Origin of the sequence: Pseudoalteromonas umbrosa, assembly GCF_030125375.1 — a bacterium.
Taxonomy (GTDB): Bacteria; Pseudomonadota; Gammaproteobacteria; order Enterobacterales; family Alteromonadaceae; genus Pseudoalteromonas; species Pseudoalteromonas umbrosa.
Genome location: NZ_JASJUU010000024.1, coordinates 22019 through 47047, shown reverse-complemented (window position 1 = coordinate 47047; position 25029 = coordinate 22019). Strand labels below are relative to the sequence as shown.

Here is a 25029-nt window from a genome sequence, read left to right as displayed (position 1 = left end):
GTTAATCTACAAAATAGGTATAACCAGTCAACCCCATCTTTAATTCCTTTAAAAAGGTTTCTTTTGTTTTTGGCGCCACGGCCACTGCATTGACCTGACGAGTGAAGTTATCGATAAGTTGTTGCTTATCGTAATGCACAAAACGTAACACGTCTTCCACACAGTCACCTTTGAGCGCATTTGTCAGCTGATAGCCTGTCTCATTCAATTCGACATGCACTGAGTCTGTATCACCAAATAGATTATGTAAATCCCCCAAAATCTCTTGATAAGCGCCAACCATAAACATCGCTAAATGGTACTGCTCAGATGGGTGATATTGCGGCATAGGCAAGCTAGACTCAATCCCAGCGCCTTCTACATACTCACGAATTTGCCCATCAGAATCACATGTAATATCTTGAATAATCGACCTTTGCGTCAACGGCTGGTCGAGATTTGAAATCGGCATCACAGGGAACAACTGCTGAATACCCCATACATCCGGTAAGGATTGAAACAATGAGAAATTAACAAACAGCTTATCTGCCAGCTTTTCGTTTAAGTCATCCAGTACTTCACGATGTGCCCTTGATTGCGCACTTAAACTGTCACGCACTTGTCTCAATATCGTAAAATACAGACGTTCAATTTGCGACCACTGTGCCATAGATATGAGACCATGAACATATTGATCATGTGCGTCACCAAATAAGTGGATTGCATCATGATACGTTTCCAGCGCAAGCCTTGGCGTAAGGCGAGATAACGCCTGTCGCAACTCTTGTATTAAATGGTGTTCATCACCACTGATCTGCTCTGGCACATCTTCACTCGGTGCGGTTTCAATATCTATCACATCAGTGATCAACACGGCATGATGTGCTGTTAAGGCGCGACCAGACTCCGTAATAATATCAGGATGCGGTAAATCATGTTGTTCAGCGACTTCGGCAAAGGCGTTAACCACGTTGCGCGCATACTCGCCCACCGTGTAATTCATAGAACAAGCACTACGAGAACCCGAACCTTCATAGTCCACGCCTAAACCACCGCCTACATCCACGGTTTTTAATGGCACGCCCAACTGTGATAACTCCGCATAATGCCTCGCACACTCTCTTAGTGCGCGTTGGATATCGCGAATATTCGCAATCTGTGAGCCAATATGGAAGTGCACTAACTGCATCAAATGCAGCTTGTTATGTCGACGTAACGTGTCAACTGCAGTAAGTACCTGACCTGCTGTGAGACCAAATTTACCCTTTTCCCCTCCGGTATTTTGCCATTTACCTTTACCGATAGAGTTAAGGCGGATGCGAATACCAATGGCTGGCTCAATTTTCATGTCATCAACTTCTTTGATTAATGCATCGAGCTCTGACAGTTTTTCTACCACAATTTGAACTTGATGGCCCATCGCTTGGCCAATCAACGCCAAACGTAAAAACTCTCTGTCTTTATAGCCATTGCAAACAATCGTGATCGGCGAAGTGGCCAAACCTAAAATAGCCATCAACTCAGGTTTAGAGCCGGCTTCTAAACCAACCAAGCCGCTTGGGTGACTCAACAGTTTGCTCACCACCGAGCGTTGCTGGTTTACTTTAATAGGGTAAACACAGGTATATGCACCTTGATACTCTCTTTGCGCTTTTGCCTGTGCAAACGCATCTGTTAACGTATCAACACGATTCTGAAGAATATCAGTGAACCTCACCAATACAGGTAAGGTTAATCCCTGCTCTTTAAATCGCTCAGTGAGATCTGCCAATACGATTGGCGCTTTACTATGGTCACCATCAGGGTAAGCAATAAGCTCACCACTGTCGTTGATATCAAAGTAGCCATCACTCCAATGTTGTACATTGTATGTGTTACGTGCGGTATCGACTCCCCACTCCATTATTTACCCTACTAAAAAATTCTCATACTGTGCTCATTTTAATACGCCTTATCGTGATTAGCGACAGTTAAATACGCCTTGAGATACACAGACTGCGACCTGCTGATGACGAACAGACAAACTGCATGCTATCGACTAAAATAGATTGAGCAAATTCCTCGGCGCTGGTAAATTTGCGCCAAATTTAAATTCAATGTGAAAGCAAACATGTCTAATTTAGAAGCAAACCGCTGGTTTACAGAGATAAGTGACCGAGATGGCAGCGCTTTTTCTCTGCGTATCAATAAAAAGCTGGATGAGGTTCAGTCGCCGTTTCAAAAAGTTGAAATGTACGAAACAACCGACTTTGGCAATCTGATGATCATTGATGGCTGTACTATGGTCAGTACACGTGAGAACTTTTTCTATCATGAAATGATGAGCCATCCAGCGCTTTTTGCACACCCTGCACCAAAAAACGTGGTGATCATCGGTGGTGGTGACTGCGGTACATTACGTGAAGTGCTTAAGCACCCAGATGTTGAATCTGTAACGCAAATCGACATTGACGAAGTGGTGACACAGATGTCACTAAAATATTTCCCAGAACTTTGCGCATCCAATGACGACCCGCGTGCAACCGTGATGTTTGATGATGGCATCAAATACATGCGTGAAGCAGCGGCAAACTCTATCGACGTGATCATTGTTGACGGTACTGATCCTGTTGGTCCTGGTGAAGGCCTATTCAACCATGCGTTTTACACCAGTTGTTTAGCAGCACTGAGTGATGGCGGGATTTTAATCCAGCAAAGTGAGTCACCGCTGATGCACATGCCGCTACTAAAAGAGATGCGCCAAGCAATGAAAGATGTCGGCTTTGCGGATTTACAAACTTTACCGTTCCCACAACCAATTTACCCAAGCGGTTTATGGTCTGCTACCTTGGCGCGTAAAGGTGAGCAATTTAATGGCTTCAGAGAGCAAGATGTGGATGCTGCCCAGTTTGATACTGAGTATTACAATACGGGTATTCACAAAGGGGCACTCGCAACGCCAAACTTTATGCGCCGCGCATTTGACAAATAAAGAGCGCCCTACAAAAACAAAAAACCCAAGCTTTGCTTGGGTTTTTTGTTTTTGTCCAGTATTACTTTTGATGATACTGGCGGCTAAACTCATGGACAGAGTTGATGAATATACCCGCGTTTTCAGGGTCAACATCTGGTGTGATCCCATGGCCTAAGTTGAATACATGGCCGCTGCCTTCACCAAAACCAGCTAAAATAGACTGTACTTCTTCACGGATACGCTCAGGCGTACCATGCAACATCGCGGGGTCCATATTGCCTTGTAGTGCAACCTTATCACCAACGCGTAGTTTCGCATCTGCAATATCAATAGTCCAATCTAAACCAATCGCGTCACATCCTGTCGCAGCAATAGACTCAATCCACTGACCGCCATTTTTAGTAAATAGCGTTACTGGCACCTTACGTCCATCGTTTTCACGAATAAGGCCATCAACAATTTTATGCATGTATTGCAACGAAAACTCTTTGTAGTCACGTGGGCTCAGTACACCGCCCCAAGAGTCAAAAATCATCAGCGACTGAGCACCCGCTTTTACTTGCGCATTTAAATAGTCAATCACTGAATCCGCTACTTTATCGAGCAGCAAGTGCAGCGTCTGTGGCTCTGCAAAAGCCATCTTTTTAATCTTGCCAAAAGTTTTGCTGCTTCCGCCTTCAATCATGTAGGTCGCCAACGTCCATGGTGAACCAGAAAAACCAATTAACGGCACTTCACCTTTGAGCTCCCGACGAATCGTGCTCACGGCATTCATGACATAGCCTAACTCATCGGTTGGGTCTAATTTAGGCAGTTTTTGTACATCTGCCAAAGAAGAAATTGGACGCTCAAATTTAGGGCCTTCACCAGTTTCGAAGTACAGACCTAGGCCCATTGCATCTGGGATAGTTAAAATATCACTGAAGAGAATCGCAGCATCCAGTGGATAACGACGTAACGGCTGCAATGTCACTTCACATGCAAGCTCCGCATTTTTGCACAAACTCATAAAGTCGCCAGCTTGCGCTCGCGTCGCTCTGTATTCAGGTAGATATCGCCCCGCTTGGCGCATCATCCATACAGGTGTCACATCAACCGGCTGCTTCTGCAACGCGCGTAAATAACGATCATTTTTCAACTCGCTCATAGCGTGATTCAATTCCAGTGCTGTAAAAATTGTTCGAATTGTATCACTTTATCCCTACACGCCCTAGCTATTCAAACGTTTAAATCACTTCTCTATGATCCAGATTAATGAGCTGTACTGTAAGGTATGCCTAATATGATGAATCGAAATGCTAAACCAAAGCGCCCTGTATCAGTGTTTCATAAACTTGAGATATTAAATTCACAAAAAAGTAGCGCAGAATATTTGCACCACAAAAAAAACCTTGCTATAAAAATGCTGCGCAAAAGAACAATAACAAAACACCTTCTAACAAGAATAAACTCAAATCGCTAAACTGATTTCAACCACCTTCGGGTGGTTTTTTGTTTTTCATTCATACCATCCATGTGCCAGCTAACTGAATACGGAATAAAAATGATTAACACCAAGAGTAAAAAACCCAGCTAGGGTACAAATCAAAGAAATTATGTGCTTTTTGCAAAAAGTGGTTGATCTTTTCATCAGTTTTCATTTTTATAGGAAGCAAGATTAAGTATTCAGTATTACCAAATTGCTGTCTATATTTTGGGTCCAAGCCATCCTAATTTTGATGTACCCATGAAAATAACACCTGTTACTTACACACAATTTGGTCAGTGCAGGGCCTAAATAACGACCCGCTAAGGAGATAACTATGCTTTCACGGTTAGAACAAGCCCAACAAAAATGGGGAGGGAGTCATAGTGTTATCGATAACTGGCTCATGGAACGTCAAGAGCTACTGCTGTTATATTATAAAGTTGCTGGATTATCGCCTTTTGAGAGCAGTGACAAAGCATTGCCAGAGCAAGTGCAAATTCAATCATTTTGCCAGATCCTAATGGATTACTTGTCAGCTGGCCATTTTGAGGTGTACGACAACATCGTTGCCGCCTGCAAAGAAAAAGGACCGGAAAGCTTAAAACTGGCACAATCGATTTATCCAAAAATTACCGCATCGACAGATTTGGCTTTGGATTTTAACGACAAATATGCTGAGGCGAGCAGTGACAACCCGCTGGCGGATTTTGACAAAGATTTATCTACGCTGGGAGAAGCATTAGAACAGCGCTTCGGATTAGAAGATGAGTTAATCGATAACCTCTTCGCAAATCATACTGACTAAAATGACAGAAAGTAAAAAAGGGCTACTTCACAGTGGCCCTTTTTTTATTCGCGCTGTGCAAATTATGCAGCTGGCTTTTCTTGATCTTCTTGGATCTCAAGTAGCTCAACTTCAAATACAAGAGTTGAGTTCGCTGGGATCTTACCTAGGTTACGCTCACCGTAGCCAAGCTCAGCAGGAATAGTGAACTTATACTTTGAGCCAACTGGCATTAATTGTAGACCTTCAGTCCAACCCGCAATTACTTGGTTTAGTGGGAAAGTCGCAGGTTGGTTGCGAGAGTATGAGCTATCAAACTCAGAGCCGTCCAGTAGAGTACCTTTGTAGTGTACTTTAACTACGTCAGTCGCAACTGGCTTCTTACCTTCGCCTGTTGAAATAACTTCGTACTGAAGACCAGACTCAGTCACTGTTACGCCGTCTTTCTTCGCGTTTTCAGCTAAGTACTTTGCGCCTTTTTCTTTGTTTTCTTTTGCGTCAGCTTCCGCTTTAGCTGTTTGCTTTTCACGTACAGACGTATCAAGTGCCGTTAGCACTTCACGAATTTTTTCGTCATCTAATTTAGAGTTACCAGCAAGTGCATCTTTAAAGCCTCTCATCAGAAGCTCTTGATCAAGCTCAATGCCTAGGCCTTGCTTGTCAGCTAGGTCTTTTTGTAGGAAGTTACCAACTGATGCACCGATGCCGTATGCTTGCTGTTGTACTTCAGTTTCTAGTTTTACTTCTTCTACTTTCGCAGTTTCTTGTGCTTTTTGGTTACACGCAGTTAGTGCAAGTACTGAGGCTGCAATTAAAGACAGCTTAATAGTTTGTTTCATTTTATTTTCTCCGACATCCGAGCAGCCAGCAACATCACGTTGCCCTCTAACTTCATTGTCATGTTAAATAATTATTAATTTAAAAAGGTGATGTCACATTATCACTCATTGCCACCAAAGCCAAGATTCACACCCAGAGAACCTTGCCAAGGGAAATATCTGTACGACTGGCGACATACTTTAGCGAATACGCTAATATCTGTTTGTGGCCCAATCAATTTTACCACTAGTCTACTCGGTGCAAATCATAGAGTTAAGAGGAAATACCGAATTTATGGCCAAATTTTTTAAATTGCACACTTCACTCTGTGTTTGCCTGCTCATACTGATGTTGCCCGGCTGCTCCCCTGATAGCTCCAAAGCGCAACTTACCGTTGAACATGCATCACGAGGGGCATTCGCAGCCGCTATTTCACACGATGGCCGTTACAGTTTAGTGTCATCTGTCGAACATGGTGCAGTTTTATGGGATAACACCACACACGGCCTTAAATATCAGTGGTCTCACTCAGACCAACCTGATGACCTGATCCACTCCCTTGCCATCGCACACGATAACTCAACAGCTATCACAGCCGCCAACGACCGCTTTGCCATATGGCAAATTGCAGATGGAAAAAACATCGGCTACTACCAAATAGACACAGGTACCATTCGCGACATCGCCATCAGTAATAATGGTCGATATGTTTTATACGGTCGCAGCGATAATGTCGTTGTGCATCTCGACTTAGATAGCGGAAGGCGCATAGAGTTCCTTGGCCACCAAGAAAAAATTAATAGTATTGCGCTTTCACCCAATGGCCACTTCGCTTTAACCGGTGCAAACGACTACAGTGCTTACTTTTGGGATACCCGAACAGGCCAAGTTATACACCGCTTCAACCACCCAAGTCGCGTAACCAAAGTAGCCTTAGACCCACAAGGACGATACGCGTTTACTGCTGACAGCATGAAAAAAGCCAGCATTTGGCAACTGACTTCAGGTGATCTTGTGGCACAATTACAGTATATTGCGAGGCAGAAAATATTCAGTGCTGTACGCTTCAACCAACAAGGCAACCTGCTCGCAACAGGCTCCCCTAACCGCCAGCTTACCCTGTGGCGGATAAGCGATGGTACAAAGCTAAAAACTTGGCGAGTTAAACCACGAGAAGGTAGCAGACCAAAATCAGCCGTTGTCTTTGATGTTGCATTTGCAAAACGAGACGGCATCTTAGTCACCGAGAGTTCAAGTGGTTTGATGGAGCAGTTCGAAAGAGTAATAGAGTAATGACAGAGTTAGAAAGTCGCGTAAATGAACTTGAAGCAAAGATTGCTTTTCAAGAAGATACCATCGAGACATTAAATGATGAGCTGAAAATCCATCAAGCAAGGTTATCTACCATGCAACACCAGATCAGGTTGCTGGCGGAAAAGATAAAAGAAGGAAAAGACGATGGCATGATGCCGATTGAGCAAGAGCCACCTCCGCCACACTACTAGGCATGACCCAAATGATGCGCTAAGGCGCATCATTTACTGCGGTTTAAATACGCCAATGACTTGCTCAAACTGACGCGTTGACGCTTGTACCGCTTCTTCTGGTTGCGTCATTGAATGGCCACATGCCACGCACTCGACCTTTTCCACATCATGCTCTTTATATAGCATCATCACATCCATTTTGTTACAAGCTGGACAGGACGCGCCGGCTATAAACCGTTTTTTTGTTCTCACAATACAACCCCACTGACTCTGTGAAAGGCTATTTTAACTTAAGTTTGGATGCTTTTATACGCTTGTTCTCTAGTTATAGATCCATGTTATCATTCAGACAGTGATTTTGAATTGAGCTTATTATGATCCAACTTTCTGATATTGAACTGTTACGTGGCGGAAAAACGCTTTTAAAAAATGCCAGCGCGACTTTGTTTGCACAACATAAAGTCGGTTTAGTCGGAGCCAATGGCTGCGGTAAATCGTCTCTATTTGCCTTACTCAAGTCCCAGCTGCATGCCGATGCCGGTAACTTTCAAATACCAAAAGACTGGTCAATTGCCTCAGTAAAACAAGAAACACCTGCGCTTTCTATTTCAGCGATGGAATATGTGCTGCAAGGTCATCAGCAATATTATGAGCTACGCACGGCATTGCAACAGGCAGAGGCGCAAGGCGATGGTGAGAAGCAAGCCCAAGTGCATCAGCAAATGGAGCTGGTTGGTGGGTATAGCATCGAAGCCAAAGCTGGAGAGTTATTGCATGGCTTAGGATTCAGTAATGAACAGCTCGACTTCGCTGTGAGTGAGTTCTCAGGTGGTTGGCGAATGCGCTTAAATCTAGCACAAGCTTTGATCCGCGACGCCGATTTACTGTTACTAGATGAGCCAACCAACCACCTTGATCTAGACGCTGTTTATTGGCTAGAGCGCTTTTTAAAAGCCTACCAAGGCACATTGGTATTAATTTCTCACGACAGAGAGTTCTTAGATGCAGTTATCGACCAAATCTGGCACATAGATCAACAGTGTATCAATGTCTACAAAGGTCACTACTCCCAGTTTGAGCGCCAAAAGGCGGAGCGCATGGCGCAGCAACAAGCCATGTACGAAAAGCAACAAGAAACCATTGCGCACCTTGAACAGTTTATTACTCGATTCAAAGCCAAAGCCAGTAAAGCAAAGCAAGCACAAAGTCGTGTCAAAGCCCTAGAACGTATGGAAAAGCTAGCACCAGCGCATGCCGACTCTCCATTTAGCTTTGAGTTCTCTAATCCAGATAATATTCCTAACCCACTGATGACGTTAGACCAAGCGCAAGCGGGCTATGGAGATATCACCATACTGCACCAAATTAAGCTCAATCTTGTACCTGGTAGCCGCATCGCATTGTTGGGTAGAAACGGTGCGGGTAAATCAACCTTAATCAAATTACTGGCTGGCGATATTAATCCTCAAGCGGGCGAAGTATTCCAACACCAGGGCTTAAAAGTAGGTTACTTTGCTCAGCACCAACTAGAGTCGCTGGACTTAAATGCCAGTGCCGTCACTCATTTGCAGCGCTTAGACCCACAGGCCACTGAGCAATCACTACGAGATTTCCTCGGTGGTTTTGCGTTTCATGGAGACAAGGCACTCGACCCTGTCGCACCGTTTTCAGGTGGAGAAAAGGCCAGACTGGTATTGGCCATGTTAGTGTATCAATCACCTAACCTATTGCTACTCGATGAACCTACCAACCACTTAGACTTAGAAATGCGTCACGCCTTAGTCATGGCATTACAAGGCTTTGAAGGGGCAATGGTCACCGTTTCTCACGATCGTCATATGCTGAAAAACACCGCGGATGAATATTATCTTGTTGATAATGGCACCGTCTCTGCGTTTGGCTACGACCTAGATGAATATTATCAATGGTTACTCAATGCCAATAAAGAAGCGAAGCAAAAGCCACAAGTAGAAGAAAAAACGCACTCAAGTGTAAATCGCAAAGAGCAAAAACGTCTTGAAGCCGAATTTAGAAAATCCGTGCAACCGCTGAAAAAATCCATTGATAAACTGGAAAAACAGCTGGATAAGCTCACCAGTGCGCTCGCAGAGGTTGAATCACAATTAGCTGATAACAGCCTTTACGAGGCAGAAAACAAAGCCAAACTAAGCGACTTATTAGCCAAACAAGCAGACATGACCCCTAAGCTCAACGATACGGAAGAGTCGCTTCTTTTAGCCCTTGAGGAGTTAGAGGAAAAAGAAGCCCACTTCGCGAGCACCGGCGAAATATGCTAAGCCCCGACAGTTTTTGGCGTTACGCCTGCGATGTTTATCGCAACGAGCAGGTCCAACAAGTACTCTTAGAGTGCCAGGACCTGCATGGTAAAAACGTCAATCTTTGCCTCTTGCTAGATTATCTGACTACGCACTCTATCCAACTTACCAAGCAGCAAGTTCAGGCTTTAGTAGCCTGTGCTGCGGATACAGACAAAACATTACTACACCCATATCGCACCACTCGACAGCAAGTGAAAAAGCACTTTGATGATTACCCTGAGTACGCAACTTTAAGAAAAAGCTTATTGAGTACAGAGCTTGAACTTGAAAAGCTACAGCAGCACCGTCTCATTGAGTTGGCCTCTGGATTTGATTTAAAACCCTGTGATCAACAAATCAGCAACCTAGAGCTGTACTTGCCAAAGCAACTCGTCACACGCTTTGAGCATGCGAAAACATGATCAAGATCAAGCGCTATCCCGAGTAAATATCGGCTAAATAATAAACTTGATCTCGATCATAACCCTATCAGCAAGGCTCCTCTACTATTTACTCATCGACAAATTGAGGAGTCACAGCCATGAACGTATTCTTTAGAGATTTCTTTTCCGACCCAGTATTGTACTTATCATTCGGTCTACTTGGCGTCGTCATTGCGCTGTGTATCTACTATGTCTATTACTTTGTGAAAAAGGTCAACGAGGCTGAAGTACCAGAGTAAAAGCAAGTCACAAGACTATCGTTAAGTAAATTTAGTTCCCGTTTCAGAATTAAGCACGACGCACAAAGCACCTTATCAGCTTCGCTGGTCGGGTGCTTTTTATATCTCACCAACACACATACTCATTTGGTCGCAGCTTTGGTACACTATTTAAGTTAACCGTCACAAGAGAATGTCACCGTCCTATGTCAAAGCAGCTTGATCTGAATTTTCGGCCCGCTTGGTGGATGCGCAACCGACATGTTCAAACTATACTTCCTCGCGCATTTCGACCAAACTTAAAAGCCAATGTCAATTTTGAACACCTCTCTACGCCAGATGACGATTTTTTGGAATTAGCTTGGGCTAAACATGGCAACCCAAGTGCCCCTTTAGTTGTTGTTCTGCATGGCTTAGAAGGCAATATCAACAGCTTTTATGCTAAGGGTATGTTGCGGGCGCTCACACGCTCTGGCTTAGATGCCGTTCTGATGCACTTTCGCAATTGTTCTCGAGAAGTAAATAAACAACCTCGCGCCTACCACAGTGGTGAAACGCAGGATTTAGGCTTTTTACTTCAGACACTGAGCAAACGCTTTCCGGGTCGAGCACTGTTCGCAGTCGGTTTTTCCTTAGGTGGCAATGTCCTTGCCAAATATCTCGGTGAAAAAGGCCAAGCAAGCCGCTTAGCGGGTGCAGCAGTCGTTTCTGCCCCCTATCACCTCTCTTCATCATGTCAGGTGATCAGGAAAAGCTGCTATAAGCTCTATCAAAAATATTTATTAGATAGGATGAAGCACTCTTTTTCACGCAAGCTCAACCAAATACAAAGCTCGATTAATTTGACTGCTAATGAGTTAACTAACATAAACGACTTATGGCAATTTGACGATCGCGTCACAGCACCACTGCATGGCTTTAAGGGGGCTGAAGATTATTACGCTCAGGCCAGTTCACAGCCATACCTTGGCCTAATAGAAACCCCAACCTTACTGATCCATGCAGAAGATGACCCCATGCTTTCAAAGCAAGCGATCCCCTTAGCAGAGCAGGTCAGTAAACAAGTTAAGTTGGCGGTCTCTTCAAAAGGCGGACATGTAGGCTTTATTGCGGGTAACAACCCATTCAAACCTGTTTACTGGCTCGAAAAAGTCGTGCCTGACTACATTCATTCACTTATTAAATAGCGGTATCTGTATGCTTATTCCTTATCAACAAATTGCCCCCGAAACACTCGCTAGTTTGATTGAGCATTATGTTTTGCGTGAAGGCACAGACTATGGCGACAGCGAAATCACCACAGAGCAAAAAGTGGCGCAAGTAAAAGCGCAACTACAAAGTGGAGAAGCATTAATTGTCTTCTCGGAGCTCCATGAGTCCGTGAATATTGTCAGTAAAGCTGAGTTTCATGCGATGCAAAGCCAAGATTATACTTCTGAGCCCGTTTATTAATAATTCAGCGATTAAAATAACACCGCATATTGAGCCTTTATAATTAGTTGTTACAATCAAACTTCACAATCATAATAAAGGCGCAAACATGAAGTTAAGCTCAGCTCTTTGTGTTCTTGCATTGGCAACCTCTGCTGTCCATGCAAAAGAATACACCGCATCCGAACGTGCCATTCGCTTGGCACAAGAAAACCTGCTCATCGACACCCATATTGATGTCCCCTATAGAATTAATATGAAATGGGACGATGTATCAAAAGCCACCGAAGGTGGGGATTTTGATTACCCACGCGCTATGCAGGGCGGACTCAATGCGCCTTTTATGTCAATTTACATTCCTGCCAGTCTTGAGTTTGAGGGGAAAGGGAAAAGCTATCAGCTAGCCAACCAGCTCATTGATGGGATGGAAGCGCTGGTTCATCGTGCACCACATAAGTTTGCCATTGCCCACAGTACTAAAGATATTGAGTCACAGTTTGACAAAGGCTTGATGTCAATTGCGATGGGTATGGAAAACGGCTCGCCTATTGAGGGAGAGATGAAGAACTTACAACACTTCTTCGATAGAGGCGTACGCTACATCACACTGGCACACTCTCAAAGTAACCATATCTCTGACTCGTCTTATGATTTACGTCGAAAATGGAAAGGCCTCAGTCCATTTGGTAAAGATCTCGTTGTCGAAATGAACAAAGTGGGCATGTTGATAGATGTCTCACACATTTCTGATAAGGCGTTTTATCAGGTCATGGAGATCTCAAAAGTACCCGTGATTGCATCACATTCATCGCTGCGCAAATATACACCGGGATTTGAGCGCAACATGGATGACGACATGTTATTGGCGTTGAAAAAAAATGGTGGTGTTATTCAGATCAACTTTGGCTCTAGCTTTGTCACCTCAGCATCACGAAAATGGTATGACAAGCGTAGCGAGGCAGAGCAAGAAGCGACAAGTCGCGGTGCCACAAAAACGGATTTTCGAGCAGCTTATTTAGCACGTAACCCGTTTCCATTCGCCTCTTTAGAGCAGGTACTAGACCATATTGATCATGTAGTTAAACTGATTGGCATCGAGCATGTCGGTATTGGATCTGATTACGATGGCGTAGGCGACTCACTGCCAATCGGGCTTAAGGATGTTTCTACCTACCCGAATCTTGTGCAAGGCCTGCTTGATCGCGGCTACAGCGATAAAGATATTAAACTGATTTTAGGTGGGAATACCCTTAGAGTCTGGAAACAAGCTGAAGCGTTTTCTACTCAATTTTAATTTAGATCAGGTGGGCTATTCAGCCTGCCTGCGCTTTATATCCGCAACTAAATAAAACACGGCTTTTTGCAATATTAAAACCCCAATTTAGATACTTCTAAATAGTGACTTCCAATTTATTAATGAGTGTTGGCATACCCTTGATACTGCCTCACTATAATGACAGCCAATCCGATCTGGGGCATATGTTTGAGGAAATGATATTGATTTAAAAAAGCAGCGAAAGCTCACACCCCCACTGCATCATATTATCTTATTAGCACAAACAACTGTGACCGATTAAGCAGCTGATTTCTCTTGAAATAGGTTTACAAGTATCTGGTCTATCTCTAGATGGGCAAGCTGTTGTATTTTGACATGTAGAACTCGGTCTTGTGGTATTAAATGCAGCACCACCAGCAACGTTTGGTGTTTGCTCTGTCATGATACTTTGGCTTTTAGACAAGGTTTTTAGTTTTTTCTTTTGAAGAGATAATTTCATTTTAATTTCCTTTTTTATTTTAAGTTAGAAGCAGCGCCGCTTTCCATTATTAACCTAATTCATAAGCCAAAATCTTCAAAGTAATCCCACGTAAAGTTTTGTAAACTTGTAATTTATATTTATTTTTCACATGACATGTATTAAGTTATTTTCTGAGGAGAGCTCTGAACTGTCACTTTTATTTTGAAGCAGTTAAAAAGGAAAATTTAATGAAATTAAAAATAGAGAAAAGAAGCTTAAATCACTCACACACGAAAAAGTAATAGACTCTGCACAAACACAAAATATCGCAGGGTGAAAGCCGTAAATACAACATGCTGCCAAGCTTCAATTACACATAGCTGCATTGGAAGTCGCTCGTCTTACCGTTGTTAAACGAAAAAATAACCAACGTACTGAATTGTGTGCACATTAAGAAAAAAGCTATTTGAATTAATAAGAGTGATATAAATTTAAGGGGAAATAAATCAAAGATATAACTTTTGATTAATACAGGGAATTGGTTGCGGGAGCCGGATTTGAACCGACGACCTTCGGGTTATGAGCCCGACGAGCTACCAGGCTGCTCCATCCCGCGCCTGTATTGTTAAGTTTGTTTTACTTCTTTCTTAACTTAAGAAGTTGGTTGCGGGAGCCGGATTTGAACCGACGACCTTCGGGTTATGAGCCCGACGAGCTACCAGGCTGCTCCATCCCGCGCCTGTAATGTTAAGTTTATTTTGCTTCTTTCTTAACTAAGAAGTTGGTTGCGGGAGCCGGATTTGAACCGACGACCTTCGGGTTATGAGCCCGACGAGCTACCAGGCTGCTCCATCCCGCGCCTGTATGCATCAATAAATCGATGCCTCTTTAAATCAGTGCTTTGCAGCTCTTCCTTAAAGAGGTCGCTATAATATCTAAATTTATTTTTATTGCAAGGATTTGACAAAAAATAATTGCTCAAACGCGCAAAAATACGGCAAAACTGTGTTTTTCTTTATAAAAGCGCATGTTTAAGTAAAAAGCTTACCGTGCCAACCACGTATTTTACCCACATAACATGACAAAAATACGCAGCCAGAACAGTATTCATTACCTTTGGTGAGGGCTGATCAACTTCTGAAACTGCCAATCAGGGTGACCCATAACAATAAAGTCAGGGTTTTCAGTGGTCTCACGCTGGTTATAAGTCAATGGATTGAATTGCGCATCCGTGATGCATCCACCCGCCTCTTCTACAATCACTTGAGAGGCCCCCGTATCCCACTCTCCTGTTGGACCGACACGTAAAAAGCAATCCGCTTTGCCTTCGGCGATAATACACGCTTTTAGTGAGCAAGAGCCCAGGGCAATTGTATCAAACTGACTATTTAGATACTGACTCACCGCTTCAATTTTTTGTCGTCGGCTCACAGCAAGCGTTAGCGTATCAGGTGGCGCGACGAATATTTGCTTATCCGCCGTACCTGAGCGCTTATACGCACCCGCCCCTTTAGTCGCAAAATAAGTCACATTTTTTGCTGGCCAATGAATCACTCCCAGCACGGGTTTATTTCCCTCAATCAAAGCAATGTTGACGGCAAAGTCGCCACTTTGCAAAATAAACTCGCCAGTACCATCCATCGGGTCTAAAAGCCAATAACGTTGCCAATCTTGTCGCTGTTCAAGCGGGGGAATAGGCGTTTCTTCAGACATCACTGGAATATCTGGTGCGAGTGCTTTTAAGCCATTGAGCAATACCTCATTGGCAGCCAAATCAGCGGCAGTGACAGGGGTATGATCAGACTTTTCCTGCTGACCAATATCATCTTGCTGATAAATGGCCATAATGGCCTTACCTGCCAATTGCGCAAGTTCAATACATGGCTCTAAGTAGGTTTGCAATTTAAACCTCCTTTAATAAATGCTGCTGTAATAACAACAGTGCAGCCACACTTCGCGCTTCAGTAAAGTCACTTTGATCCAGTAGAGATTGCCAGTCATCAAGGGGCCATTTCACCACCACCAGCGGTTCAGGCTCATCCCCTTCTAAACGTTCAGGATACAAATCTTTTGCAAATAAAATATGCATATGTGCTTTGAAATAGCTGGGCGCGAGAGAAACCGTTTTTAAGTCAACAAATTCATTGGCGCCAAAACCGACTTCCTCTTTTAATTCTCGATTACCGGCTTCTATCGGTGTCTCACCTGGATCAATCAGCCCTTTAGGGAAGCCCAGTTGATAGTCATGTGTGCCTGCACAGTATTCTCTTACTAATAATAGTTCATTTTCAGCCGTTATTGGCACAATCATGACCGCCCCGCGACCACCGCCTTTAACCCGCTCATATTGCCTTCGCTCACCATTTGAAAACTCTAAGGATAAAGCTTCAACGGTAAACAACCGACTCGAGGCAACGACATCAGATGACAAAATTTCCGGCGGACAGGGATGCTTTTTCTGTGACATAAACTTTTATTTGCTATGATGTGGATAACCTAATCATAAAGCCTTTGCAGTTAAAAGCCTATGCTAAATTGGTCAAAAATCGATACCGTCTTACTCGATATGGACGGCACACTTTTAGATCTCCATTTTGATAACCACTTTTGGTTGGAGATCATCCCCAAAGCCCATGCACTCAGACAGGGCCTTACGCTCGAACAAGCTCGTGCAGATATTCTTGCCAGATATGAAGCAGTAACAGGACAGATTGAATGGTATTGCCTTGATTACTGGCAAGCAGAACTTCAGCTACCGATTATGGAACTCAAGCGCGAAGTGGAACATCTCATTTCGCTCAGAGAGGATGTGCCAGACTTTTTACAGGCGCTCAAAGATGCAGGTAAAGAATTAGTCCTACTTACCAATGCCCATCCAGATAGCTTAAGCCTTAAAATAGAGCGCACCCAGCTCATTGGCACGCAATTCGATGGCTACTTGGACAAAATCATTTCAACCCATGAATACGGTGTTAGTAAAGAAAGTCAGTCTCTTTGGCAGCAAGTGCAAGCAGACCTTAGCTTTGATAAATCGCGGACTTTATTTGTGGACGATAGCTTAAGTGTTTTAGCTGCTGCGAAAGAATATGGTATTGGCCACCTGCTTGCTATCAACAACCCAGACAGTCGACAACCTCCAAAAGAGATCACCGACTATATGGCAATCAGTGACTACCGTACACTGTTACCCATCACATAACGTGCGATCAATAGCACGCAAATAAGCCACTATACAGTGGCTTCGCAAAACCTAAATTTTCAAAATAATCTCAGACATACTCGACACGGACTCATGTGCTAGAGGGCTAACCAACATACACATTGCATGCATGCTTACTCACACTTTCTTCAAGACAGCATGTCTTCGGCCTTTCAGGATACAAGCCAATAAACATATAAAGTTCACCAAGAGCAATAGCAACATTGCAAACCAAGCTGCCTGGGCTCCCAAAGTATCAATAATGAAACCGATACTTGCGGTGAAGAAAATAACTAGCGATAAACCAATGAGCTCAAAACTTCCGCTAATTCGACCAATGATATCTTTAGGTGTGTATTCCATCATAAATGCCATTCGCTCAACCCGTATCAATGAATGGCTAGCAGAAAATAAAACTAGGCTTATATACGTTGCCCAAATATGCGGGATCAACACAATGGTCATATTAGCGGCGATGTATATGCCAAACCCAAAGCTAATGATAAATTCTTTATTCACTGCATACTTGTGAAAAGCGGATGAAATGGCTGGCCCCAACAATGCCCCCAAACCAAATACAGCGCCAATAATGGCATAGGTCTCCCCACCTTCTTGCAAAATTTGTTCTACATGAGCTGGGTGCAATGCATTTTGGGCTAGGATCATCACATAGATTGCAATGGAGAATATCATTAAAAAGAAAAAGTATTGATGTTGACTAAAAAATGCCACGCTCTCTTTAAACGCCTCGACACGAGACTGCTTTACTGCATCTACTCGCGCTGGAGAATCTTCACGAGTTGGAGCCAGTTGCAGCAATAGAAGCAACCCCATAAAATACGTGAGTGCATCAACAATCAACATTGTCTGCATGGATAACTCGTTAATAAACCAAGCTGTGATTGCACCAGATACTAAAGTAATACCTTGACGCACCACCTCTAAATGACGACTTACTTGGCGTATTTCACCCTCAGGTGCAATTGACTGCGCAATTGCCAAACGTGCCATTTGGTCGCTCATTCTTACTAACACCGACATGATGGTGCTAGCCATAATGACATATAATAATTCAACGCCAACAAACAACAGGGCGGCAAACAGCAACTGCATCAAACCGGCCACAACATATATACTGCCCAATAGTTTGCGCTTAATGAACTTATCTAACCACAGCGAGACTTGTGGTAGCGCAATGAAACACACAAAATAAGAGGCGGCAGTCAGCCCACCTATGAGCGTTGAACTGCCATATGTTTTCAAAATGATCCAATTCACAAGCACCAAGAGCATGCCCGTTCCCAGACCGCTGAAAAAGGTTGCTCCATACAGATAGGCTAAATTCTTTTTCATTGCCCCTTTCCCGAAAAAAATTGGTTAAGTCGCTCAGCCAGTGCTTCTGGTTGCTCCAACGGCACCATATGACCACAATCATTGAACACCGTTAGCTGGGCATTAGGTAGCATGTCGGCCATACGCTGTAAGTCTTGACTAGATACTTTCTGATCGTCTTGTGCCGCAATAACCAATACCCGGCACGTTAAGCTGCCTAATCTCGCACTTAAATCTTCCCTATCAGATGTTTCTTGCACTTGATTAAGTAATGTTGCGCCTCCCAGTGTTTTATCCATCTCTTTAACCACATTAACAAGCGCCTTATCTTGCCATCGTTTTGAGCTAATAAATTGTCGTATACGGCCAGTTGACATGCCTGAGTAGGTGTTTGTTTTTAAGAAGGTGCTCATTGCATCTCGCGCTTGCTTTTCCTCTCTATTTAAACCAAACGCACTACTGGCAATTAATACCAAGGAATCGACTCTATCTGGGTTAGCTAATGCGTACTCTAGTGCTAAGTAACCGCCCATCGAAAATCCCAGCAAGTGACCTGATGGATTAAGTTCATCACCAATTTTATCCAACATATGTGTTCGAGTAGTACACTGCTCTATGGCGACATGACAAGGGTTTACATGGTCACCAAGCAAAGGCATAACACGTTCCCATAACCTATCATTGCACTGTGTTCCCGGTACCATAGCTAGACGCTGCACTTTTAAGTCAATCATTAAATATCCATCGTGAAATGATATAGTAGAAGAACCTGACCAGCTAAACGTACCTGATCAGGTTGCTCATTATTGGATGGCAATGTCACACGCACAACACCTTGCCTATCAAAAGCAAAACCCTGATGTGCATAGATGTCTTTAGGTAGCGGCAGCCCTACACATTGACATAAATGGTTTAACACACTGCTGAACGCAATCACAGAGTTGCCATTGACAGGATCTTCATTAATCCCCATTAATGGAGAAAACATTCTCCCTTTTAGATAGTTTGGTTGTTCAGGCTGCCAAGAGAATGCAAATACCGCCGTTGTATTTAACCGTTGTTGAGCCTGATATAACCTTTCCCAGTTTGGTGAAAGAGACATAAGCTGCGCTTCATCAAGGTGAAGTAATAGTCTTGGGGCCGACTGGGAAAAATAGGTCAAATAGGCCCTATGTTCCCCTTCCGAATTCAGTCCCAAGCTATCTGCTAACGCAGAGTCACACTTAGCCAACACTTCATACTGAGGTTGCGATGCTGAAAACGCATAATGCGTGCCTTGCCCATCAATAATTTGATGACAACGGATCTTGCCATTGTTGGTTTGTAATTCGACCCAGTTTGATGCCTGATTGTAACCACATGCAAACGCCACAGAAGCTACTGCCAATGTGCCATGTGCACAGCTATTCACCTCTTTTTTCGGGGTGAAATAACGTACCGAAATCCCCAAGCTGGAGGGGGAAACAAACATCGTTTCGGGGGTATTAAACTCCCGAGCTAACAATTGCATAGTGTCTTCGCTCACCGACGTCTGGCAACAAACAACCGTCGCTTGATTCCCACTGTAGGGCTGATCACAAAACACGTTACAATGAAAAACCTGTAAATTTGAATGATAACTAGCTGGCACTGATAATTCCTTTGATTGGCTAAAGTTTAACAACTGGCTTATCCATCACCACTTGCTCTGCGCCGCGCACGATCACTTCCCTGTCTGCGTGCAATGGTCCCGTCACTAAAAGGCTGTGACTGCCAGTATCACTTTGCACCTGAACAACCACTTTATTCGCGAGCTTGTTCTCATCCACCTGATAAACAAAGTACTGATTATTCTTGGATATCAATGCATCTTTGGGGACCTGCCATACAGTCTCATCATATTGTGTCGTGAAAGTCACGTTCAAAGGCATCGCAATTGGCGGCAATGGCTGCTCAGCAGTAATACGAACTTCTGCGAGTCTAGAATGCTCATCACCAGCCTGCACCACAGATTTTAGTTGGCCTGTAATATTGCCTGTTGGCGTATCAATTATGACCTGAGTATTACCCGTAAATAGCCCAGCAGATTTCGCCACAGGCACTTTGGCACTTATTTCCTTATTGTAGATGTCTACCAATGTCAGTAACGCATCTCCTGCCTCAACAAATGCCCCTTTGACTTTTTTTCGCGTGACCACTTGGCCATCAAATGGTGCCAATACTTGGCTACGTTGCACATTTAATTGATAGAGCTGTTTATCAACCTCAGCTTTTTTAACTTGCTGTGTTAATAGGGCTAATTTTTGTTTTACATCATCTAACTCTTGCTCCGATAGACCTTTTTCTCGATGCAAGCGCGTTTTTCGCTCGACTTCACGCTGCGCAAATGTACGCTGCAAAGCCAGCTCTTCCATATATTCTAAATGACTGGCATATTGTAATTCATACAAACGTCCATCTAAGCGCGCAACAAGCTCTCCCTGTTTCACCACAGCTCCAACTTGGGCAACCCACTCCAGCTTGCCTTCAACTTCCATCGCAATATCGACTTCTTGCAATGTCACCACTTCAGCAATAGAGGTAAAAGAGCGCGCCATTTTTTGCGAAACAACAGCACTGGTTTTAACACTTTGCTGCGCATGAGCAATAGATGTGCACATTAAAGTAATAATAAATAATAACTTAAGCATATTGAACAGCCTCTGTAGCTACAGTGCCTTTCTCCCCTGCATAGGGTTTAAACAGCAACAATAAACATGGAATTAAAATAAATGAAAACAATAAACTAAAGCTCATCCCACCTACCACGACCGCGCTCAGACCACGATAAATCTCAGAGCCTATTCCTGGGTTTAATAGTAATGGCAACATGCCAAATATACTGGTCAAAGTACTGATTAAAATAGGTCGCTTTCTTTGCGCTACCGCTTGATAAACCGCCTCTTTAACTTGCATACCCTCTGCCACAATGTGATCGCGATATGCACATAGCAATAAAATGGCATTATTTACCACCAGCCCGCCAAGAATAATAAAACCGATAATCGTCAGTAGGTCCAAAGTTTGCTTCGTAAATACATTCAGTAGATTCAGCAAAAGCACCCCTCCAATAGCGCCCAAAGGTAAAGTGAGCGTGACCATGAAACTGGCTTGTAGAGAACGAAGAATAACCGCCACAATCATAAACAGCATCACAATGGCCAGCCCCATCAATAATACTAAGTTACTCACTGAGTGATTTAATTTATTGGCCGTTTGACCCATTAAAATTGCGGCATCCTCTGGTAACGCTGCCAACATGTTTGCCCGTAATCGCTCAACCTGCGTAACCGCTTCACCCAAAGTCAGATCATCAGGTGGGATCACGGTTAAGGACACTGCTCTTCGACGATCTACTCGCTGTACCTTAAGAAGGGAATTTGACTCAGTGATACGCGCAATGTCTGAAAAGTAATGCTGGGTGCCGCCATAACCGAGTAATGGTGTCTGCGCCAGTTTAAGGGGACTGTCGGTGTCACTTGTTTTGAGTAATTTATTAATGCGCGTCTGGCCATCAAAATGTTCCCCAATGTAATAACCGTCACCCAACATCTGCACTACGTTCTGAAACTCAGTATACTGCCAACCCAGCTCGCTAAGTCGTTCATTGTTAACTGAAATGGTCAACTCTGGTTTAAATGCACTCAACGAAGGGGAAATACGAATAACAGCACCAGGCATAGCTTCTTTAAGCATCGCCTTAACTTTACTGACACCGGCGGCTGATTGCTCTATACGCTCACTTTGGAGGTGAAATGTAAAACTGCGATTACCACCAAATTTACCCGTGATCGAGCCTTGTGTGGTAAACGCCCTCGTATCCGGAAACCCTGAAGTAATTTCACTGCTGATCAACGACTTCAGAGCATTAATTTCAGTTTGGTCTTGCGCCCGAGTACCCATAGACATAATGCCAGGCGATACGGCAATGTAGTAATTTTTCACATTGGGCTCAGCCTTGCCATCAAGGTACGGTTCTAAACGCTCTGCCATTGGCAGCACAATCTCTTGCTCAATCAAATCTAAATGTGCACTGGCAGGAAAACGAATAAACGAGTCTATCGAGTCTTTCTTTAGTGGGGGCAAATAATCCAAAGGGGGCAGCATAGTCAAGAAGACTACGACCGGACTGACTAGTAAAACTGCGACCCAACTGAGTTGCTGCTTACGGCTGTCAGTGACTTTTCTCAACCAGTTCAAGTTGTTTGATGCACCTTGCTGCTGAGTATTTTCTTGCTGTGGCTTTGCGACTGTTTTGCACAGTAGCGGCACAATGAATATTGCCACAAACAACGAAGTTATCACGGCCGTTGCTACAGCAATAGCTAAATCTGAAAACAGTTCTGTCTCGGCGCTCCCAGACAAAGCAATAGGCATAAATATTACTACTGTGGTAACGGTTGAAGCCAATAGCGCAGTCCAAACTTTACGCACGCCTTCAATACAGGCTGATACTAAGCTATGTCCTCGCTCTTTTAGTGTTGAAATACTTTCCAATACAACAATTGCATTATCCATCACCAAGCCACTAGCAAATGCAATCCCCGCTAAAGTAATCACATTTAATGTGCGGCCAAATAACTGCAAAGCAATAAAGCTCACAATTAGAGAAATCGGTACAGTCACACCTATGATTAAAGTGGGTTGCCAGCGCTTAAAAAAGAGCAGCAACAGCGCCATAGCCATAATGATGCCCAATATGATGTTGGATGAAACCATTAAGATAGCGCGATTAATAAACACCGAAGGATCAAATGACTTTTCAATTTTCAGCTGGTTATCAGCCAAAATACCTCCGTTGAGCTCATCAATGGTGGAAAATACCTGAGTTAAAGTGGCTAATACGTTGGCTTCTGGTGCTCTGGTTAACCTTAAACCAATGGCTGGCTCGCCATTAAATATGGCAAAGCTGCCTCGCTTGCCTCGCGTGATCTGCACATCACCGATGTCTGATAAACGCACTGGGTTACCATCACGCCATTCTAAGACTAATTGCTTTAATTGCTCAGGCTCATTACTTGCCTGTAAACGCAGTAAATACTGCTTTCTGCCCACATCCATGGTGCCGCTAGTAATATCATGGTAATTAGTCAAGCGACTGGCAATAGCGGGCAGAGAAATACCTAACGCTGCGGCTTTCAATGGGTCTACTATAATTTGGTATTCACGTTGAGCGCCAATAAAGGTTTCGACGCCAGCCACGCCTGCTATCGATTCCAGCTTGCTGCGTACATTTAATTCAACTAATTTTTGATAATCATCTATGGCTGTATCATTGCCCTCAAGCCTTCTAAGAAACATAAAAATCAATGATTCAGCAGCTGAAAATGATTTTACCTTTGGCGGATCGGCATCAATGGGAAATTTTTTAACATTATTGAGTTTACTCAACACATTCACGAGCATTTCAGTGCGGTCAACATCATTGCCCACCGTCAGAGATATCACACCTCGGCCTTGGTACGCTGTACTTACCATTTCTTGAATACCAGGAATATCGCGCAGCAATCTTTCTTGTTTTTCTAATATATTTGACTCAATTTCATAGGGCGATGCAGAGCGCCAATGAGTTTCTATTTTTAAGGCTGCGGACGTCGTATCGGGTAGCAACTTAACAGGCAAACTGGTCAATGCAACAAAGCCTAAAAAAACAGCAATGAAGCAAATCACAATACTCACCCCGGGGTTTTCAATGTTTTTCGATAATATGGACATAAGCGCTACTAAACAGGAGTAATTTCAATATCGCCAAGTAATTGGCATTTGCAAGCGAGGCGCACACGAGATGGGCAGTGCCCTAAACGTTTTAAAAACGCATCTTCCTTTTTGTCAACTGAGCTTAAATTCGTCATCCCTTTTACAATTTCGATCACGCATATGCCACATGCGCCTTTACGGCAACCAAATTTCAAGCCATTGACCTGTAACTCTTCTGCATCTGTCAGGTAAGCTTTGTCCGGCAAATTAAATTGTTCGTTGGTAGAATTAATGACCACTCTATGCATAGGTAACTCCTTTTTTACATAACTGGGCCACGCAGGCCCAGCCAAGACAAACATTAAGCTGCTTTTGAATCTGCAACGGTCAATTCGTAAAGTTCTTTGAAGTACATCGCAAGAATGGTTTGAATATCATCAAAATAACGGAGTACTTTTTCAACATCTGCTTCAGAATTAATGAGGTAACGCAAAATACGCCACATTTCACCCGCGTGATCTTCACCTAAATCAGTGTTGATGTGAGCAAGTTGACCCTGGATCTTTTCTTCACCAATAGATTCCTTCATTGATGTGATCTGCTTAGGTGTCAATTTTGCCGTTGTGTACTCGACCAAGTAACTTGAAGCTACTACACCAAGTGGATCTTCATGTTCAGAAATGAAGTAGAAAAATCCCTGTAGTAAGCGAGTTGCCAATAGTGGCTCCGTGCTTAAGAGCTCTTCTTTAGTTACACCTAGTGCCTCACAGTCTTGGAAGAATAATGTGTCATGGTTCATTTCTTCAGCCTGATACTCTGCATAAAGCTGAGCGGCTTCTGGTGACACTTTGGTAATCGCATGTAGCGCTTTACAGTGCGCAGAACGGCTTAAACGAATTCGCCATACATGCTCGATTGTATGTCTTCTGTACCACGCGCTATCCACTTTATTTCCTTCCAAGTGACTTGCATAAGGTACATCACGTTTCCATTCTTCCATTTTTTTATCTAAATAGCTGTCCAAGCGGTTTCTAACTTCCTGACCTTGTTCTAGGCTATAAAACGGTTGAGGACGCTCTATCCCGCAGTTTTTAATTCGATTCATTTTAGAATTCCTTCTATTTTTTTAATGGTAATTGAGTAATGA

At 43.5% G+C, this 25029-nt stretch carries 25 protein-coding genes and 3 tRNA genes; 11 read left to right on the top strand and 17 right to left on the bottom strand.

Features of this window, described 5'->3' with window-relative positions; translation table 11 throughout:
- Window position 1: 1 nt before the first annotated feature.
- Window positions 2-1882 (bottom strand): biosynthetic arginine decarboxylase, encoded by a 1881-nt coding sequence (gene speA, locus QNM16_RS26075; RefSeq protein ID WP_284023119.1) that lies wholly within the window; start codon window positions 1880-1882, stop codon window positions 2-4.
- Window positions 1883-2089: 207 nt separating this feature from the next.
- Here speA and speE point away from each other — a divergent pair, with 207 nt between their 5' ends.
- Window positions 2090-2950 carry a polyamine aminopropyltransferase gene (speE, locus tag QNM16_RS26070; RefSeq protein ID WP_284023118.1) on the top strand — a complete coding sequence of 287 codons (861 nt, stop codon included), beginning with the start codon at window positions 2090-2092 and terminating at the stop codon, window positions 2948-2950.
- A 61-nt stretch (window positions 2951-3011) separates the two neighbouring features.
- Here the strand turns inward: speE and hemE are convergent, their stop codons facing one another.
- A complete protein-coding gene (gene hemE / locus QNM16_RS26065; RefSeq protein ID WP_284023117.1) occupies window positions 3012-4079 on the bottom strand; it encodes a uroporphyrinogen decarboxylase in 1068 nt (355 codons plus the stop codon).
- A gap of 655 nt (window positions 4080-4734) precedes the next feature.
- On the opposite strand from hemE, the gene rsd reads away from it, so the two are divergent.
- Window positions 4735-5205, top strand: a complete 471-nt coding sequence (gene rsd, locus QNM16_RS26060; RefSeq protein ID WP_284023116.1) for a sigma D regulator — start codon at window positions 4735-4737, stop codon at window positions 5203-5205.
- 62 nt (window positions 5206-5267) lie between these two features.
- On the opposite strand, the gene fkpA is transcribed toward rsd, so the two are convergent.
- Window positions 5268-6023, bottom strand: coding sequence for an FKBP-type peptidyl-prolyl cis-trans isomerase (fkpA, locus tag QNM16_RS26055; protein ID WP_063361941.1), 756 nt, complete (start codon window positions 6021-6023; stop codon window positions 5268-5270).
- 274 nt (window positions 6024-6297) lie between these two features.
- On the opposite strand from fkpA, the gene QNM16_RS26050 reads away from it, so the two are divergent.
- Both QNM16_RS26050 and QNM16_RS26045 read left to right on the top strand, forming a co-directional pair.
- Window positions 6298-7296 (top strand): WD40 repeat domain-containing protein, encoded by a 999-nt coding sequence (locus QNM16_RS26050; RefSeq protein ID WP_417710722.1) that lies wholly within the window; start codon window positions 6298-6300, stop codon window positions 7294-7296.
- Window positions 7296-7508: a SlyX family protein gene (locus tag QNM16_RS26045; RefSeq protein ID WP_063361943.1), complete on the top strand. Its 213-nt coding sequence runs from the start codon at window positions 7296-7298 to the stop codon at window positions 7506-7508. The genes QNM16_RS26050 and QNM16_RS26045 overlap by 1 nt, the downstream gene beginning before the upstream one ends.
- 33 nt (window positions 7509-7541) lie before the next feature.
- Here the strand turns inward: QNM16_RS26045 and QNM16_RS26040 are convergent, their stop codons facing one another.
- Window positions 7542-7742 carry a YheV family putative zinc ribbon protein gene (locus QNM16_RS26040; protein WP_023401300.1) on the bottom strand — a complete coding sequence of 67 codons (201 nt, stop codon included), beginning with the start codon at window positions 7740-7742 and terminating at the stop codon, window positions 7542-7544.
- A gap of 122 nt (window positions 7743-7864) precedes the next feature.
- On the opposite strand from QNM16_RS26040, the gene QNM16_RS26035 reads away from it, so the two are divergent.
- The 6 genes from QNM16_RS26035 to QNM16_RS26010 all read left to right on the top strand — a co-directional run bounded on the left by QNM16_RS26035 (window position 7865) and on the right by QNM16_RS26010 (window position 13194).
- Window positions 7865-9787, top strand: coding sequence for an ATP-binding cassette domain-containing protein (locus QNM16_RS26035; RefSeq protein WP_284023115.1), 1923 nt, complete (start codon window positions 7865-7867; stop codon window positions 9785-9787).
- Window positions 9781-10230 (top strand): TIGR02444 family protein, encoded by a 450-nt coding sequence (locus QNM16_RS26030; protein ID WP_284023114.1) that lies wholly within the window; start codon window positions 9781-9783, stop codon window positions 10228-10230. Before QNM16_RS26035 ends, QNM16_RS26030 begins: the two co-directional genes overlap by 7 nt.
- A gap of 119 nt (window positions 10231-10349) precedes the next feature.
- Window positions 10350-10490, top strand: a complete 141-nt coding sequence (locus QNM16_RS26025) for a hypothetical protein (RefSeq protein WP_196760586.1) — start codon at window positions 10350-10352, stop codon at window positions 10488-10490.
- 185 nt (window positions 10491-10675) lie between these two features.
- Entirely contained in the window at window positions 10676-11656 is a 981-nt protein-coding gene (locus QNM16_RS26020; protein ID WP_284023113.1) for a hydrolase, read from the top strand.
- A 10-nt stretch (window positions 11657-11666) separates the two neighbouring features.
- A complete protein-coding gene (locus QNM16_RS26015) occupies window positions 11667-11921 on the top strand; it encodes a YheU family protein (RefSeq protein ID WP_063361947.1) in 255 nt (84 codons plus the stop codon).
- A gap of 88 nt (window positions 11922-12009) precedes the next feature.
- Complete coding sequence (locus QNM16_RS26010) at window positions 12010-13194, top strand: dipeptidase (protein WP_284023112.1); 1185 nt, start codon at window positions 12010-12012, stop codon at window positions 13192-13194.
- Window positions 13195-13450: 256 nt separating this feature from the next.
- Here QNM16_RS26010 and QNM16_RS26005 read toward each other — a convergent pair whose 3' ends face one another.
- The 6 genes from QNM16_RS26005 to nudE form a co-directional block, all read right to left on the bottom strand.
- The gene (locus QNM16_RS26005) at window positions 13451-13675 is read right to left on the bottom strand and encodes a hypothetical protein (protein WP_284023111.1); all 225 of its coding nucleotides are present in this window, start codon (window positions 13673-13675) and stop codon (window positions 13451-13453) included.
- A 500-nt stretch (window positions 13676-14175) separates the two neighbouring features.
- A tRNA-Met gene (locus QNM16_RS26000) sits at window positions 14176-14252 on the bottom strand.
- 45 nt (window positions 14253-14297) lie between these two features.
- Window positions 14298-14374, bottom strand: a tRNA-Met gene (locus QNM16_RS25995).
- A gap of 44 nt (window positions 14375-14418) precedes the next feature.
- Window positions 14419-14495: transfer RNA gene (locus QNM16_RS25990), tRNA-Met, on the bottom strand.
- Window positions 14496-14746: 251 nt separating this feature from the next.
- Window positions 14747-15538 carry a 3'(2'),5'-bisphosphate nucleotidase CysQ gene (gene cysQ, locus QNM16_RS25985; protein WP_284023110.1) on the bottom strand — a complete coding sequence of 264 codons (792 nt, stop codon included), beginning with the start codon at window positions 15536-15538 and terminating at the stop codon, window positions 14747-14749.
- A gap of 1 nt (window position 15539) precedes the next feature.
- Complete coding sequence (gene nudE / locus QNM16_RS25980; protein ID WP_063361951.1) at window positions 15540-16103, bottom strand: ADP compounds hydrolase NudE; 564 nt, start codon at window positions 16101-16103, stop codon at window positions 15540-15542.
- Window positions 16104-16163: 60 nt separating this feature from the next.
- Between nudE and yrfG the strand changes: the two genes are divergently transcribed.
- A complete protein-coding gene (gene yrfG / locus QNM16_RS25975) occupies window positions 16164-16835 on the top strand; it encodes a GMP/IMP nucleotidase (RefSeq protein WP_284023109.1) in 672 nt (223 codons plus the stop codon).
- Between the two features lie 138 nt (window positions 16836-16973).
- Here the strand turns inward: yrfG and QNM16_RS25970 are convergent, their stop codons facing one another.
- Genes QNM16_RS25970 through QNM16_RS25940 form a run of 7 tightly spaced genes read right to left on the bottom strand, consistent with a single transcriptional unit; the run spans window position 16974 to window position 24987 of the window.
- The gene (locus QNM16_RS25970) at window positions 16974-18188 is read right to left on the bottom strand and encodes an MFS transporter (protein ID WP_284023108.1); all 1215 of its coding nucleotides are present in this window, start codon (window positions 18186-18188) and stop codon (window positions 16974-16976) included.
- Window positions 18185-18901, bottom strand: a complete 717-nt coding sequence (locus QNM16_RS25965) for an alpha/beta fold hydrolase (protein WP_284023107.1) — start codon at window positions 18899-18901, stop codon at window positions 18185-18187. The genes QNM16_RS25970 and QNM16_RS25965 overlap by 4 nt, the downstream gene beginning before the upstream one ends.
- Window positions 18901-19797, bottom strand: a complete 897-nt coding sequence (locus QNM16_RS25960; protein WP_284023106.1) for a PhzF family phenazine biosynthesis protein — start codon at window positions 19795-19797, stop codon at window positions 18901-18903. Before QNM16_RS25960 ends, QNM16_RS25965 begins: the two co-directional genes overlap by 1 nt.
- Before the next feature lie 19 nt (window positions 19798-19816).
- Complete coding sequence (locus tag QNM16_RS25955) at window positions 19817-20836, bottom strand: efflux RND transporter periplasmic adaptor subunit (RefSeq protein ID WP_284023105.1); 1020 nt, start codon at window positions 20834-20836, stop codon at window positions 19817-19819.
- A complete protein-coding gene (locus tag QNM16_RS25950; RefSeq protein ID WP_284023104.1) occupies window positions 20829-23900 on the bottom strand; it encodes an efflux RND transporter permease subunit in 3072 nt (1023 codons plus the stop codon). Before QNM16_RS25950 ends, QNM16_RS25955 begins: the two co-directional genes overlap by 8 nt.
- An 8-nt stretch (window positions 23901-23908) precedes the next feature.
- Window positions 23909-24190 (bottom strand): 2Fe-2S iron-sulfur cluster-binding protein, encoded by a 282-nt coding sequence (locus QNM16_RS25945; RefSeq protein ID WP_284023103.1) that lies wholly within the window; start codon window positions 24188-24190, stop codon window positions 23909-23911.
- A gap of 53 nt (window positions 24191-24243) precedes the next feature.
- Window positions 24244-24987 carry an iron-containing redox enzyme family protein gene (locus QNM16_RS25940; protein ID WP_284023102.1) on the bottom strand — a complete coding sequence of 248 codons (744 nt, stop codon included), beginning with the start codon at window positions 24985-24987 and terminating at the stop codon, window positions 24244-24246.
- Window positions 24988-25029: the final 42 nt, after the last annotated feature.

Bases quoted from the DNA above. Each gene is read 5' to 3' on its own strand.
- speA (WP_284023119.1), bottom strand. From the start codon at position 1,882: ATGGAGTGGGGAGTCGATACCGCACGTAACACATACAATGTACAACAT.
- speE (WP_284023118.1), top strand. From the start codon at position 2,090: ATGTCTAATTTAGAAGCAAACCGCTGGTTTACAGAGATAAGTGACCGA.
- hemE (WP_284023117.1), bottom strand. From the start codon at position 4,079: ATGAGCGAGTTGAAAAATGATCGTTATTTACGCGCGTTGCAGAAGCAG.
- rsd (WP_284023116.1), top strand. From the start codon at position 4,735: ATGCTTTCACGGTTAGAACAAGCCCAACAAAAATGGGGAGGGAGTCAT.
- fkpA (WP_063361941.1), bottom strand. From the start codon at position 6,023: ATGAAACAAACTATTAAGCTGTCTTTAATTGCAGCCTCAGTACTTGCA.
- QNM16_RS26050 (WP_417710722.1), top strand. From the start codon at position 6,298: ATGGCCAAATTTTTTAAATTGCACACTTCACTCTGTGTTTGCCTGCTC.
- QNM16_RS26045 (WP_063361943.1), top strand. From the start codon at position 7,296: ATGACAGAGTTAGAAAGTCGCGTAAATGAACTTGAAGCAAAGATTGCT.
- QNM16_RS26035 (WP_284023115.1), top strand. From the start codon at position 7,865: ATGATCCAACTTTCTGATATTGAACTGTTACGTGGCGGAAAAACGCTT.
- QNM16_RS26030 (WP_284023114.1), top strand. From the start codon at position 9,781: ATGCTAAGCCCCGACAGTTTTTGGCGTTACGCCTGCGATGTTTATCGC.
- QNM16_RS26025 (WP_196760586.1), top strand. From the start codon at position 10,350: ATGAACGTATTCTTTAGAGATTTCTTTTCCGACCCAGTATTGTACTTA.
- QNM16_RS26020 (WP_284023113.1), top strand. From the start codon at position 10,676: ATGTCAAAGCAGCTTGATCTGAATTTTCGGCCCGCTTGGTGGATGCGC.
- QNM16_RS26015 (WP_063361947.1), top strand. From the start codon at position 11,667: ATGCTTATTCCTTATCAACAAATTGCCCCCGAAACACTCGCTAGTTTG.
- QNM16_RS26010 (WP_284023112.1), top strand. From the start codon at position 12,010: ATGAAGTTAAGCTCAGCTCTTTGTGTTCTTGCATTGGCAACCTCTGCT.
- QNM16_RS26005 (WP_284023111.1), bottom strand. From the start codon at position 13,675: ATGAAATTATCTCTTCAAAAGAAAAAACTAAAAACCTTGTCTAAAAGC.
- nudE (WP_063361951.1), bottom strand. From the start codon at position 16,103: ATGTCACAGAAAAAGCATCCCTGTCCGCCGGAAATTTTGTCATCTGAT.
- yrfG (WP_284023109.1), top strand. From the start codon at position 16,164: ATGCTAAATTGGTCAAAAATCGATACCGTCTTACTCGATATGGACGGC.
- QNM16_RS25970 (WP_284023108.1), bottom strand. From the start codon at position 18,188: ATGAAAAAGAATTTAGCCTATCTGTATGGAGCAACCTTTTTCAGCGGT.
- QNM16_RS25965 (WP_284023107.1), bottom strand. From the start codon at position 18,901: ATGATTGACTTAAAAGTGCAGCGTCTAGCTATGGTACCGGGAACACAG.
- QNM16_RS25955 (WP_284023105.1), bottom strand. From the start codon at position 20,836: ATGCTTAAGTTATTATTTATTATTACTTTAATGTGCACATCTATTGCT.
- QNM16_RS25950 (WP_284023104.1), bottom strand. From the start codon at position 23,900: ATGTCCATATTATCGAAAAACATTGAAAACCCCGGGGTGAGTATTGTG.
- QNM16_RS25945 (WP_284023103.1), bottom strand. From the start codon at position 24,190: ATGCATAGAGTGGTCATTAATTCTACCAACGAACAATTTAATTTGCCG.
- QNM16_RS25940 (WP_284023102.1), bottom strand. From the start codon at position 24,987: ATGAATCGAATTAAAAACTGCGGGATAGAGCGTCCTCAACCGTTTTAT.